The following is a 13,513-nucleotide window of genomic DNA, read 5'->3' on the forward strand; positions in this document are numbered from 1 at the left end:
CTATGACGGGCGGACACCGGCAACGCATCCTGACGATCCCGGCGGGACTGCCCTTCCTGAAGACGCTTGCGGCGGCACTTTGCGATGGCCGGCTGACGGAGCATTTCCGCCATGATCCGAACGACCCGCTGTCGCTTGCCAAGGTCAGCATCTTCCTGCCGACGCGACGTGCAGCGCGCGTGCTGCGCTCGGAATTCGTCGATCTCCTTGGCGGCCGCTCCGCCATCCTGCCCGTCATTCGCCCGCTTGGCGAAACCGACGACGACAGCGGCTATTTCGAGGAAGCCCTGCCTGAAACGGCCGATCTGGCGCAGCCGCTTGCCAATACGGCGCGGCTGCTGGAGCTGGCGCGGTTGATCCTTGCCTGGCGCAACAAGCTGCCGCAGATCGTGCGCGACATTCACTCCGACTCGCCGCTGGTGGCGCCCGCGAGCCCGGCCGACGCCATATGGCTCGCACGCAATCTGGCCGAACTCATCGATTCGCTGGAAACCGAGGATCGCGAGTGGAGCGAGCTTGCCAATCTCAGCGCCGAAGACCATGCGCTCTGGTGGCAGCTGACGGCCGAGTTCCTGCGCATCGCCAGCGCCTTCTGGCCGGCACGCCTGGAGGAGCTCGGCAAGTCTTCGCCAGCCCGCAACCGCAACGCCATCCTGCGCGCCGAGGTGCAGCGGATGTCCACCATGCGGCACCCTGGGCCTGTCATCATTGCGGGTTCGACCGGCTCCGTGCCGGCAACGGCGGAGCTGATCGCAGCCGTGGCCTCCCTGCCGCAAGGCGTGATCGTGCTTCCCGGCCTCGATCTTGCGATGCCGGAAGAGGACTGGCAGCTCGTAGCGCCGGAAACCTCCATCGGCGAGAGAGCCGATCCGACCACACGCAGCCACCCGCAATATGGCCTCTCGCTGCTGCTGAAGCGACTGCAGGTCACCCGTTACGATGTCGAAGCCATTGCGGATGCGGCGGAAACCCTGCAGATGCGCGCGCAGGTCCTCTCCCGTGCGCTGGCGCCGGCCAAGGCGACGAGTGGCTGGGGAACTTGGCGCAAGACACTCGCTACCGATGCAATTGCCGGCGCATTTGCCGACGTGGCCCTCATCGAGGCCGCCAACGAGCGCGAGGAAGCAACGGCAATCGCCATTGCGCTGCGGCTGGCCCTGGACAAGCCGGGGCGTGACGGCGGCGAGAGCCAGGCGGCGCTGATCACGCCCGACCGCAATCTGGCCCGGCGGGTGACGGCCGAACTAGCCCGCTTCGGCATCGTCGCCGACGACTCGGCCGGCACGCCGCTGAACGCCACGCCGCAAGGCACGCTGCTGCAATTGCTGCTGGAGGCGGCGCTTCGTCCCGGCGATCCCGTCGCCGTCGTCGCGTTGCTGAAGCATCCCCTTGCCCTGTTCGGTCTGCCCGCGGAGATACGTCAGCCGGGCGTCGACGCGCTGGAAATCCTGGCACTTCGCGGCGGCGTCGCCAATGTCGACATCGGCGGGCTGGAAGCCCTGCTCGACGAGCGGATGGCGGAACAGGCCAACGACCGTCACGCGCCGCAATGGCGCAAATCGCTGCCGCCCGAAGCCATAGAGCAGGCGCGCGGACTGGCTCGACGGGTGACTGCGGCATGTGAACCGCTGGTATCGGTGCTTGCCCTCCCCTCTTCCGAGGGGCTTCCGACCCTTTCGGATTGGGCCGAGCGCACCGGCCGGGCTTTGGAAGCCGCGGCAGTGGACGAGCGCGGCAGCTTGGCGGGCCTCTGGTCCGGCGAAGCCGGAGACACGCTTGCAAGCCTGCTCAGAGATGTCATCGAGACCGATGGTCAGCTCGAGGCCGACGGGGTGCAATGGATCGATATCATGGCAGCGCTCTGCGTCGGACAGGCGGTGAAGCCGCGCGCGCTCAGCCATCCGCGCCTCTTCATTTTCGGTACGCTGGAAGCGCGTTTGCAGAGCGTCGATACGCTGATCCTCGGCGGGTTGAACGAGGGTTCCTGGCCGGGGCAAACGGCAAACAATCCCTTCATCTCCCGCAGCATGAAGACGGAGATCGGCCTGGAGCCGCCGGAGCGCCGCATCGGTCAGCTCGCGCACGACTTCGAGATGGCGAACGGCACCCGCGACCTGATCTACTCCCGCGCGCTGCGTCAGGGCTCGACGCCGACAGTCGCGTCGCGCTGGCTGCAGCGGCTGATCGCGCTCGGCGGCAAGGAGCTGGAAGAAGACATGAGGGCCCGAGGCGACCAGTATCGCCATTGGGCGGCCATGATCGACGAGGGCGAAAACCAGGCCCCGGCGCTGCGACCGGCACCGAAGCCACCCGTGGAGCTGCAGCCGAAAAGCTATTCCTTCAGCGAAGTCGGGCGGCTGCGCCGCGACCCCTACTCCATCTATGCCCGGCGCGTGCTGCGGCTCGATCCGGTCGATCCGTTCAACCGCGATCCCGGCCCGGCCGAGCGCGGCACGCTCTACCACAAGATCATCGACCGCTTCGTGCGCGAAGGACATGTTGCCGGCACGCCGGACGCGACGCTGGCCATGGATCGCATCATCGCAGACCTCTTCGATGCCGAACGGCTGCCCGTTCACATCGACAGCGTCTGGCGGCCGCGCTTTCGCGAAGTGGCGCGGGCTTTCCTTGACTGGGAAGCGGAACGGCGGCCTCAGCTTCGCGAAACGGCGACGGAAGTGCCCGCCGGCGTCAAGATCGAGCCGATCGGCATCCGGCTGACGGGGGTCGCGGACCGCATCGACATCAAGAGCGACAGGGGAGCCGACCTCATCGACTACAAGACCGGCTCCAACCCGTCGCCATCGCAGGCCCGCGCGCTGCTCGATCCGCAGCTGGCATTGGAAGCCTATGCGCTCAAGGAAGGCGCGTTCCGCAATATCGGCGCGCTGGTCCCTGAGAACCTGCTTTACGTTCGTCTCCGGCCCGGCGATCGCTTCAAGGTCGATCAGGTCAACAACGAGCATTCCACCCGCGGCGGCAAGACGGAAACGAAATCGGCTATGGATCTGGCGCAGGAGTCGATGGACCAGCTCGTCAGATTCGTCTCGCTGCTGCAATCTGGCGAAAAGGGCTTTTCGTCGCGGCTGATTCCGGCCCAGCAGTTCGAATATGGTGGCGATTACGACCACCTCGCCCGCGTGTCGGAATGGTCTACGGCCGAGACCGAGCAGGAAGGCGGCGGCGATGAGTGAGTTTTCCGCCGACGATATCGCCTCCCTGCCGGAAAGCGACGATCCCGGCGTCTGGATCAGCTGGACGACGATCCAGCAATCCATCGCCTCCGATCCCGAACGCTCGGCCTGGGTCTCGGCCAATGCCGGCTCCGGCAAGACGCATGTGCTGACGCAGCGTGTCATTCGCCTGCTTCTGGCCGGCGCCCGCCCCTCGGCCATTCTCTGCCTGACCTATACGAAGGCGGCAGCGTCCGAAATGTCGAACCGCGTCTTCGACCGGCTGGCCGCCTGGGCGACGATGCCCGACGAAGAGTTGAAAACACGCATTGCCGATATAGAAGGCAGGGAGCCCGATCTCTTCAAGCTTGCCGAGGCACGCCGGCTTTTTGCCAAGGCGCTCGAAACGCCGGGTGGCCTGAAGATCCAGACCATCCATGCCTTTTGCGAAGCCCTGCTGCATCAATTCCCGCTCGAGGCAAACGTCGCCGGGCATTTCTCCGTTCTTGACGACCGGGCGGCAGAGACGCTGCTCGAAGACGCGCGCCGTGCGCTGCTGACCTCGACGACGCCGCAGGGGGATGCCGAACTGGCGCGGGCCTTCGACTATGTGCTCGATCTCGGTGACGAATCGGGCCTCGAGACGCTGCTCGGCGATATCGTCGCCAATCGCAATGCCATCCGCCGCTTCACCGAGGCGGCCGAACGCCGGGGCGGTCTCGACAATGCGCTGCTTGCCCGGCTTGGCCTTTCGCCCGGCGAGACGGAGACGAGCATTGCGGAGCAGTATTGGCCGCTCCCCGGCCTCTCGGGCGCGACACTGGAGCTTTATCTCACGCTCGCCGACCAGAGAGGCGGCGCCAAGGCGCAAGAAATCGCTTATGCGCTGCGCCTCGCCAAGCGCGAGGCAAACCCGCTCGCCCGCGCCGAGATTCTCGAAAAGGCCGTGCTCACCGCCAAGGGCGAGCCGAAGTCGGACAGCCAGTTCTTCGTCAAGGCCATGCTGGCCGACGCTCCGGCGCTGGCCGAGGCGGTGGCTGAAGCACGCGCCCATGTCGTTGCCTGCCGTGACCGGCTGAAGCTGATGCGGATGTATCGGGCCACCAGCGCCGCCCTCGTTCTCGCCGACCGGCTGAACCGCGACTACGAGGAGCTGAAAAAGCGGCGGAGCCAGCTCGATTTCGAAGACCTCATTACCCGCACGGCCGATCTTCTGACCAAGAAGGATGTCGGGCCCTGGATCCACTACAAGCTGGATCAGGGCATCGATCACATTCTGGTGGACGAGGCGCAGGATACCAGCCCGATCCAGTGGAGCGTCATCCAGTCGCTGGCGGAGGATTTCTTCTCCGGCGACAGCGCCCGCCCGACGCTGCGGACGATCTTCGCCGTCGGTGACGAGAAGCAATCCATCTACTCGTTCCAGGGCGCCCGGCCGGAACGCTTTTCCGAGGAGAGCGACCGCACCCGGCGGCGGGTGGATGTCAGCGGCCGGAAATTTTCATCGATCCGCCTGCCCCTCTCCTTCCGCTCGACAGCGGACGTGCTCGGCGCCGTCGACCACGTCTTCACCAGCCCGGACAATGCCCGGGGACTGAGCGCCGTCAACGAGCCCGTGGTGCATCGTTCCAGCCGCATCGGCCATCCCGGCGCGGTCGATCTCTGGGAAATCATCGCACCCGAATCGGCGGCCAAGGAAGAAGACTGGACGGCGCCTTTCGATTCGACTCCCGAAAGCGCGCCTGCCGCCATCCTGGCCCGGCGGATGGCGCAGGCGATCGGCAATCTTGTCGGTCGGGAAAAGATCATCGAGAAGAGCAAGGCCCGCTTTATCGAGGCCGGCGACATTCTCGTGCTGGTGCGCAAGCGCGACAGCTTCGTCAACGCGCTAACCCGCGCCCTGAAACGACGCGGCAATATCCCCGTCGCGGGTGCCGACCGGCTGGTGCTGACAAGCCATATCGCCATTCAGGATCTCCTCGCACTCGGCCGCTTCCTGCTGCTGCCGGAAGACGATCTCTCGCTTTGCGCCCTGCTCAAGAGCCCGCTGTTCGACCTCAGCGAAGAGGATGTCTTCGCAATCGCGGCCTATCGCGATGACGAGGAAAGCGTCTGGAGCCACTTGCAGAGATTTGCCGGCGACGGTCACGAGCGCTTCGTGCAAGCGGTCGAACACTTGAGAACCTTCCTTGCCCTGTCGAAAAGCCTGGCCGTGCATGATTTCTATGCGCGCGTGCTCGGCAGCTTCGGCGGCCGGCGGAAGTTCCTGGCGCGCCTCGGCACCGAGGTCAGCGACATTCTCGACGAATTCCTGACCTTCACGCTCGACCACGAGACGAGCGGCCTGCCCGGCCTGCAATCCTTCATCTCGACGCTGGAGCTGGAAGCGCCGACCGTCAAGCGTGAGCAGGACAAGGGCCGCAACGAGGTGCGGATCATGACGGTGCACGCCTCGAAGGGGCTGGAAGCGCCGATCGTGTTCCTCGTCGATGGTGGCGGCAAGGCCTTTACCCATACCCATCTTCCGAAAATGCGTCTGATCGAAACCGGCAGGGACGAGATTCCGCTGCCGGTCTGGGTTCCGGTCTCGGCGCTCGCCAATTCGCTGACGCTGGCCGATACCGCGCGGCTGCAGGCATTGGCCGAGGAGGAGTATCGCCGCCTGCTCTATGTCGGCATGACGCGCGCCGCCGACCGGCTGATCATCTGCGGCTATCGCGGCATCCGGGAAAATGCCGATACCTGGCATGCCATGATTTCCGCAGCATTGCGGCAGGACGAGAAGCACTGCACGCAGAAGACGTTTTCCGGACCCGATGGCGACTGGGAAGGCTTGAGCTGGCGGGTCGCCCAGGTCCAGCTCGATTTCGAGACGGCCAGAGAGCACGAAAGGCATGCGGAACGGCTGGAGTTGCCGGCGGGTCTCAGCCGGCCATTGCCACCACAAAGAAGCCTGCCGCGGCCGCTGAGCCCCTCCGGTGTCGGCATCGTCATCGATGAGGAAGCCGATGATCTGCTCGTGACCTCGGCGCTCTTCGGCGAAAAGAGCAAGTCCGACCGCGCCCTGCAGAAGGGCCGCTTCATTCACCGCATGCTGCAGATATTGCCTGAAATCGCGCCTGACGACCGCGCCGATGCCGCCCGGCGCTATGCCGAGCGGGCCGCGCGCTTCTGGCCGCAGGCCGAGCGGGACGCGCTGGTCAACTCCGTCATGGCGCTGCTGGCGCATCCGGATCTGCAGGGCACCCTCAGCGCCCATGCGCAGGCGGAAGTCTCGATCATGGGCACGCTGGCGCTCGACAACCGGTCCTACGCCGTGTCGGGCCGTATCGACCGCCTGGCCGTGCTCGACGATCGTGTCGTCATTCTCGACTACAAGACGAACCGCGTGCCCCCCGGCGAGGAAAGCACCATTCCCTTCGCGCACAGGGCCCAGCTCGCGATCTACCGCGAAATCCTTGCGCCGCTCTACCCGGGAAAACGCGTCGACTGCATGCTGGTCTACACCGAAAACGCCGCGATCTACACGCTGTCCGACAAGGCACTTGCATTGGCGCTTGCGGAGCTCAAGACAAAGTGAAATACCAAATATTGAAATCTGGGCACCGCACCATCACATATCTAGCAACCGCAAATCCTGGTAAGGAGCAGCCTATGGCTACCGTTAAAGTCGATACCTCCAACTTCGCCACCGAAGTGCTGCAGTCCGCAGAGCCTGTCGTCGTTGATTTCTGGGCCGAATGGTGCGGTCCGTGCAAGATGATCGCTCCGGCTCTCGAAGAGCTCGCCGTACAGTTCGAAGGCAAGGTCAAGGTTGCCAAGCTCAACATCGACGAAAACCCGGAACTGGCCGCCCAGTTCGGCGTTCGCTCGATCCCGACGCTTGCCATGTTCAAGGCCGGCGAAGTCGCCGACATCAAGGTCGGCGCCGCTCCCAAGACGGCCCTGCAGAACTGGATCTCCAGCGCATCCTGATCGGTATCGGTCGCATGAAACAAAAGCCCCGCTTCGGCGGGGTTTTTTGTTGGTCGGAGAGCGGCCGTCTCGAACCACGAGGGTGGGTGGTGAATAGCAACTCCGGCCGGATTTACCGCGGCAGGGTGCCGTTTTCGGCAAGGACATCGCCGACCAGATAGAGCGAGCCGCCGATCAGAATGCGCGGGGCGGCCAAATCCGTCGCTTCGACGGCCGTGATCGCATCCAACGCCTCGATGACGCTCGACATGGGCTCGGCGATGAGCCCGGCATCATAGGCGGCGTTCGCCAGGATGACCGGGTCGATCATCGCGTCGCTGCCGCGGATCGGCACGCAGTAGACCTTCTCGGCCAGACCGGCAAAGGCCTTGAAATAGCCGACCGGATCCTTGGTGTTGATCATACCGATGATCAGGAACAACGGTCGCGGCCGGCGTTCCTCGAAATTCGCCATGGCCTCGGCGATGACTTCGCCGGCGCCGGGATTGTGGCCGCCGTCGACCCAGATCTCAGCATGTGCCGGCGCATGCGGCATCAGATGGCCTTCCGTCAGCCGCTGCAGGCGGCCCGGCCATTCGACCGACGTCATCGCCTTTTCCATCATCGCCTCCGTGACGGCGAAGCCGGCGGCCTTGACGGCGCGTATGGCGGCGGCGGCATTGCCATATTGGTGGCGGCCCGGCAGGCGGGGCAGAGGCAGGTCGGCCAGGCCGAACTCGTCCTGATAAACCAGCTTGCCGTATTCCTCGTGGGCGGAAAAATCCTGGCCGAAAACAGCGGTCGGGCAACGCAGCCGCTCGGCCGTCGATATCAGCACGTCGAGCGCGGCATCGTATTCCTGATGGCCGATGACGACCGGATGGCCCGATTTCATGATACCGGCCTTCTCGGCCGCAATCAGCTCGACCTGATCGCCGAGATAGGGCTGATGATCGAGCGAAATCGGCATGATGACGGAAACGGCCGGATCGGAAATGACATTGGTGGCATCGAAGCGGCCGCCAAGGCCGACCTCGATGACCGCAACATCGGCCGGATGCTCCGCGAAAAGGAGGAACGTCGTGGCCGTCAGAATTTCGAAGACGGTGATCTTCTGTCCGTCATTGGCCTTGGCGATGCGGCGCAGCGCATCGGCGAACACGGCATCGTCGACGAGCTTGCCGTGATCTCCCTTGACGCCGATGCGATAGCGCTCGTGCCAGTTGACGAGATGCGGCGAGGTATGGACGTGAACGCTGTAGCCGCCGGCTTCAAGCAGGGCGCGGCAGAACGCCGTCACCGATCCCTTGCCGTTGGTGCCGGCGACATGGATCACCGGCGGCAATTTCCTGTGGGGGTTGCCGAGGGCGTCGAGCAGCCGGGTTATTCTCTCAAGAGAAAGATCGAAGCCCTTGGGGTGCAACCCCATGAGATTCTCGATCTCCCGTGCTGCCTCGCTCATTGCGGATTGATCCATCGCCGTCATCCCGCACCTCCGCCTGTCGGCAATCGATGATGTCAGGCGCTCGCTGCTACCGGCAGAGCAGCGCCGTTCTTGCTCTTGGCCGACACGTCGTTTGCGGGCGCCTTGGTCAGGATCTTCAGGAGAGTCGCCAGGGTGTCCGGAATGTCGTGACGCTTGACGACCATGTCCACCATGCCATGCTCCAGCAGGTATTCCGACGTCTGGAAGCCCTCGGGAAGCTTTTCGCGCAGCGTCTGCTCGATCACACGCTTGCCGGCAAAGCCGATTTCGGCGCCGGGTTCGGCAAGATGGATATCGCCCAGCATGGCGTAGGAAGCCGTAACGCCGCCGGTCGTCGGGTTGGTCAGAACCACGACGTAGGGCTGGCCCGCTTCCTTCAGCATGTCGACGGCAACGGTCGTGCGCGGCAGCTGCATCAGCGACAGGATACCTTCCTGCATGCGTGCGCCGCCCGAAGCCGGGAACATGACCAGCGGGCATTTTTCGGCAATGGCGCGCTCGAAAGCCTTCACGATGGCTTCGCCGGCAGCCATGCCGAGCGAACCGCCGATGAAGTTGAATTCATGCACGACGGCCACCAGCTTCAGGCCACGGACCCTGCCGACGCCGGCGAGGATCGTATCTTCCTGCTCGGTCTTGATGCGGCTGTCCTTCAGGCGATCGGTATATTTCTTCGAGTCGCGGAACTTCAACGGGTCCTGCGCGACCTTGGGCTGCGGCAGGGCTTCGTATTCGCCGTTGTCGAAGAGATCGGCAAGGCGGGCCTTTGCCGGCATCTTCATGTGGAAACCGGAAGCGGGGATGACCCACTTGTTCTCTTCCAGATCCTTGTGAAAGACCATTTCGCCCGTTTCCGGGCACTTGATCCAGAGATTCTCCGGAACCTCGCGACGGCCCAGCATGGAATTGATCCGCGGGCGGACGTAGTTCGTGATCCAGTTCAATTCGAAACTCCTAATCGACCGAATTAATCGATATCCCTGTCGTCACCAAATGCCCATAGGCCTTTTCCTCAATCCGCAGGGGATTGCTGAGAAGCCTATATGGGGAAACTATTCGGCGGCAACAAGGCGGGCGGAACGGGTGCCTGTCGAAAGGCCGCGCACCAGGGTCGCCACCGCCTGGATGGTGTCGGCCGTCGCCTTGCCATCCTTGGTGAGGCTGGTGGCGATCTGGTTGACGATCGCCGTGCCGACGACGACGCCATCGGCAGACGCGCCGATCAGCTTGGCGTGCTCGGCCGTCTTGACGCCGAAGCCGACGCAAACCGGCAGTTCCGTATGCTGCTTGATGCGCTTGACGGCGCCCGAGACCAGCGACGGATCGGGCAGCGCCGAACCGGTGATGCCGTTCATCGAGACGTAATAGACGAAGCCCGACGTGTTTTGCAGAACCGTCGGCAAGCGCTTGTCATCGGTGGTCGGCGTTGCCAGGCGGATGAAGTTGATGCCCTTGCGGATGGCGGGAATGCAAAGCTCGTCATCCATTTCCGGCGGCAGGTCGACGACGATCAGGCCGTCGATGCCGGCGGCAAGCGCGTCATCGAGGAACTTTTCGACGCCGTAGATATAGATCGGATTGTAGTAGCCCATCATCACGATCGGCGTGTCGGCATCGACTTTACGGAAATCGGCTGCGAGCTGCAGCGTCTTCTTCAGCGTCTGGCCGGCCTTCAAGGCGCGCTGGCCGGCAAGCTGGATCGCCGGGCCATCGGCCATGGGATCGGAAAAGGGCATGCCGAGTTCGATGACGTCGGCGCCGGCTTCCGGCAGCGCCTTCATGATGCCGAGCGAGGTCTCGTAATCGGGATCGCCGCCCATGAAATAGGTGACGAGTGCCGGGCGGCCTTCAGCCTTCAGAGCGGCGAAGCGTTTGTCCATACGTGCGGTCATGGCGTCTAACTCACATTCCCAGAATCTTGCCGACGGTGAAGATGTCCTTGTCGCCGCGGCCGGAGAGGTTCATCAGGATGATCTCGTCCTTGCCCATCTTCGGGGCGCGCTTGATGACCTCGGCCAGCGCATGGCTCGGCTCCAGTGCCGGAATGATGCCTTCAAGGCGCGTCAGCGTCTGGAAGGCTTCCAGCGCCTCATGATCCATGATCGGCACGTATTCGGCGCGGCCCATATCGTTCAGCCAGGAATGTTCCGGACCGATGCCGGGATAATCGAGGCCGGCCGAGATCGAATGGCCTTCCTTGATCTGGCCGTCACCGTCCTGCAGCAGGTAGGTGCGGTTGCCATGCAGCACGCCGGGCGAACCGGCTGTGATCGAGGCACAATGCTCGTCGCCCTGCAGCCCCTTGCCGCCGGCTTCGACGCCGACGATCTTGACGCCTTCGTCATCGAGGAAGGGATGGAAGATGCCGATGGCGTTCGAACCGCCGCCAACGGCGGCGATGACGAGATCCGGCAGGCGGCCTTCGGCCTCCAGGATCTGCGCGCGGGCTTCGGTGCCGATCACGGCCTGGAAATCGCGAACCATTTCCGGATAGGGATGCGGGCCGGCTGCCGTGCCGATCAGATAATAGGTATCGTCGACATTGGTGACCCAGTCGCGAAGGGCCTCGTTCATCGCATCCTTCAGCGTGCCGCTGCCGGCCGTCACCGGAATGACCTCGGCGCCCAGCAGCTTCATGCGGAAGACGTTCGGCGCCTGGCGCTCGACATCGGTCGCGCCCATGTAGACGACGCAGGGCAGGCCGAAGCGGGCGGCAACCGTCGCCGATGCCACGCCATGCTGGCCGGCGCCGGTTTCGGCGATGATGCGGGTCTTGCCCATGCGCTTGGCGAGCAGGATCTGGCCGATGCAATTGTTGATCTTGTGCGAGCCGGTGTGGTTCAGCTCCTCGCGCTTGAAATAGATCTTCGCGCCGCCAAGCTCGGCCGTCAGGCGCTCGGCGAAATAAAGCGGGCTCGGGCGGCCGATATAGTGCGTGCCGAGAGACTTCAGTTCCGCCTGGAAGGCCGGATCGTCCTTCGCCTTGTTCCATTCCTCCTGCAGATCCAGGATCAGCGGCATCAGTGTTTCGGCTACGAAACGACCGCCGTAAATGCCGAAACGACCGTCCTCATCAGGACCGGCGCGGAAGGAATTGGGTTTGGGCGTCTGGTTCACTCTCTACTCCCTGCTGCCGGTTCCGGCAGACATGCTTCTGCAAAAGCGTCGAAAAACTGGTCGATCTTGCCTAGATCCTTCACGCCCGGCGCACTTTCCAGCGCCGAGGAAAGATCGATGCCGCTGGCCTTGGTGGAAGCCAGCGCCTCGGCGACATTGTCCTTGTTGACGCCGCCCGACAGCATGTAGTCCACGCGATCGTCGACCCAGCTCATCAGGCTCCAATCGAAGGATACGCCGTTTCCGCCCGGCAGCTCCGAGCCGACAGGCGGCTTGGCATCGAACAGGAAGCGGTCGGCGATGCCGATATAGGATTCCACCCGCTTCAGATCGTCGGCCTCGCGCACCGACATGGCCTTCATGACGGGCACATTATGGACGGCTTTGATGGTCAGCACGCGCTCCGGGCTTTCATTGCCGTGGAGCTGCAGCATATCCGGCTTCACCAACGCCATGATCTCATCGAGATCGTCATTGCTGGGATTGACCGTGACAGCAACGATCTTCGCCTTGCCGCGCGCGCGCTCCGCCAGCTGGCCGGCGAGATCCGGCTCGATATAGCGCGGGCTCTTTTCAAAGAAGATGAAACCGATGTGGGTAGCGCCGCGCTCAAGCGCACGATCCACCGCTTCCGGCGTCTTCAGACCACAAATTTTGATATCGGGGCTCATGGCAGCGGAGTGACACGAAATTTCAAAAGAGTCGAGCCTAAAGGCGACGTTGGCGGGATTTTTGCGTGGTTCCAGGACCACCGCGCATGAAATAAAAGTGCCCCTCACCCCAGCCCTCTCCCCGTTTTCACGGGGAGAGGGAGCGACAGCGCCAAACTCCTTCGCCCCGCGTGCGGGGAGAAGGTGGACGCGAACAGTTGAGCGAAGCGAAACTGTGAGAGGACGGATGAGGGGCTCGCCTATCCATATGCAATTGCCCCGAACACATCTTTCCACTTCCTCCATCGGCATATGCGATCAATCAAAATCGATCGCGTGCAGCTGGCTGCCGTGGCGCTTCAGCCAGGCTTTGGCCTCGTCCATGTCGGGGCAAAGCTTGCGGCAGAGCGCCCAGAAGCGCGGGCCGTGGTTCATTTCCTTCAGATGCGCGACCTCGTGGGCGGCGAGGTAATCGATGACCAGCGGTGGCGCCATGACGATGCGCCAGGAGAAGCTGAGGTTCCCCTGCGAGGAGCAGGAGCCCCAGCGGCTACGGGTATCCTTCATGGTGATGGAGGTGACCGTGGCGCGGATGGCGCCCGCGTGCACTGCGACAAGCCTTTCCAGATCGGCGCGGGCTTCCTTCTTCAGGAAGGTGGCGATGCGGCGGCCGGCATGTTCCGGCAGGCCGCTGACGCGCAGCACCGGCAGGCCGTCCACGGTAATGGCCTCGGTGAGGCCGCGCAGGCTGCCGGTGTGCTCGATCCGATGACGCACACCGCGCAGGAGGATTTCGCTGCCGCTGCGCAGGCTGGTGTCGACGGAGAATTTCGCGAGCTTCGTCAGCAGCCAGCCCTGATGCCGGTCGAGAAAGGCATTGACCTCGCGCGCGGCCAGGCCGCGCGGTATGGTCATCTTCAGCGCCCGCCCGCCGGGCTCGATCCGGAGCGTGATGCGGGTCGCCCGCTCGTGCTGGCGGATCGTCAGCGGCATCAGCCGGCCGGCGACATCGAGGGTGCGCGTTTCCGGCGCAGGCGGCTTGGCGGGAGATCTTCGGGATCTGGACAGAAGCGGAAACATAGAGGCAGTTTTATACGATTCGGGCTGATATCTGGCAAAGAAAAACCGGCATC

At 63.9% G+C, this 13,513-nt stretch carries 9 protein-coding genes; 3 read left to right on the plus strand and 6 right to left on the minus strand.

The window, feature by feature from the left end:
• The first annotated feature begins 2 nt into the window (after positions 1 to 2).
• The 3 genes from addB (at position 3) to trxA (ending at position 7,148) form a co-directional block, all read left to right on the plus strand.
• Positions 3 to 3,194, plus strand: coding sequence for a double-strand break repair protein AddB (gene addB, locus ACQZ6J_RS22370; protein ID WP_449085667.1), 3,192 nt, complete (start codon positions 3 to 5; stop codon positions 3,192 to 3,194).
• A complete protein-coding gene (gene addA / locus ACQZ6J_RS22375; RefSeq protein ID WP_449085668.1) occupies positions 3,187 to 6,753 on the plus strand; it encodes a double-strand break repair helicase AddA in 3,567 nt (1,188 codons plus the stop codon). The genes addB and addA overlap by 8 nt, the downstream gene beginning before the upstream one ends.
• Before the next feature lie 74 nt (positions 6,754 to 6,827).
• The gene (gene trxA / locus ACQZ6J_RS22380; protein WP_004127513.1) at positions 6,828 to 7,148 is read left to right on the plus strand and encodes a thioredoxin; all 321 of its coding nucleotides are present in this window, start codon (positions 6,828 to 6,830) and stop codon (positions 7,146 to 7,148) included.
• A 112-nt stretch (positions 7,149 to 7,260) separates the two neighbouring features.
• Here trxA and ACQZ6J_RS22385 read toward each other — a convergent pair whose 3' ends face one another.
• From ACQZ6J_RS22385 to ACQZ6J_RS22410, 6 genes are all read right to left on the minus strand, one after another.
• On the minus strand, positions 7,261 to 8,589 hold the full coding sequence (locus tag ACQZ6J_RS22385; protein ID WP_449085768.1) for a bifunctional folylpolyglutamate synthase/dihydrofolate synthase: 1,329 nt from the start codon (positions 8,587 to 8,589) through the stop codon (positions 7,261 to 7,263).
• A 56-nt stretch (positions 8,590 to 8,645) separates the two neighbouring features.
• Positions 8,646 to 9,557 carry an acetyl-CoA carboxylase, carboxyltransferase subunit beta gene (gene accD / locus ACQZ6J_RS22390; RefSeq protein ID WP_449085669.1) on the minus strand — a complete coding sequence of 304 codons (912 nt, stop codon included), beginning with the start codon at positions 9,555 to 9,557 and terminating at the stop codon, positions 8,646 to 8,648.
• Positions 9,558 to 9,665: 108 nt separating this feature from the next.
• On the minus strand, positions 9,666 to 10,505 hold the full coding sequence (gene trpA / locus ACQZ6J_RS22395) for a tryptophan synthase subunit alpha (protein WP_163993277.1): 840 nt from the start codon (positions 10,503 to 10,505) through the stop codon (positions 9,666 to 9,668).
• Between the two features lie 10 nt (positions 10,506 to 10,515).
• A complete protein-coding gene (gene trpB, locus ACQZ6J_RS22400; RefSeq protein WP_163993279.1) occupies positions 10,516 to 11,730 on the minus strand; it encodes a tryptophan synthase subunit beta in 1,215 nt (404 codons plus the stop codon).
• Positions 11,727 to 12,401 (minus strand): phosphoribosylanthranilate isomerase, encoded by a 675-nt coding sequence (locus ACQZ6J_RS22405; RefSeq protein ID WP_449085769.1) that lies wholly within the window; start codon positions 12,399 to 12,401, stop codon positions 11,727 to 11,729. Before ACQZ6J_RS22405 ends, trpB begins: the two co-directional genes overlap by 4 nt.
• 297 nt (positions 12,402 to 12,698) lie before the next feature.
• On the minus strand, positions 12,699 to 13,460 hold the full coding sequence (locus ACQZ6J_RS22410; protein WP_449085670.1) for a M48 family metallopeptidase: 762 nt from the start codon (positions 13,458 to 13,460) through the stop codon (positions 12,699 to 12,701).
• Positions 13,461 to 13,513 lie beyond the last annotated feature (53 nt).

Source organism: Rhizobium sp. A37_96, assembly GCF_053521765.1.

Coding starts and splice junctions, on each gene's coding strand:
- ACQZ6J_RS22385 (WP_449085768.1), bottom strand. CDS start 8,589: ATGAGCGAGGCAGCACGGGAGATCGAGAATCTCATGGGGTTGCACCCC.
- ACQZ6J_RS22405 (WP_449085769.1), bottom strand. CDS start 12,401: ATGAGCCCCGATATCAAAATTTGTGGTCTGAAGACGCCGGAAGCGGTG.
- trpA (WP_163993277.1), bottom strand. CDS start 10,505: ATGACCGCACGTATGGACAAACGCTTCGCCGCTCTGAAGGCTGAAGGC.
- trxA (WP_004127513.1), top strand. CDS start 6,828: ATGGCTACCGTTAAAGTCGATACCTCCAACTTCGCCACCGAAGTGCTG.
- addA (WP_449085668.1), top strand. CDS start 3,187: ATGAGTGAGTTTTCCGCCGACGATATCGCCTCCCTGCCGGAAAGCGAC.
- addB (WP_449085667.1), top strand. CDS start 3: ATGACGGGCGGACACCGGCAACGCATCCTGACGATCCCGGCGGGACTG.
- ACQZ6J_RS22410 (WP_449085670.1), bottom strand. CDS start 13,460: ATGTTTCCGCTTCTGTCCAGATCCCGAAGATCTCCCGCCAAGCCGCCT.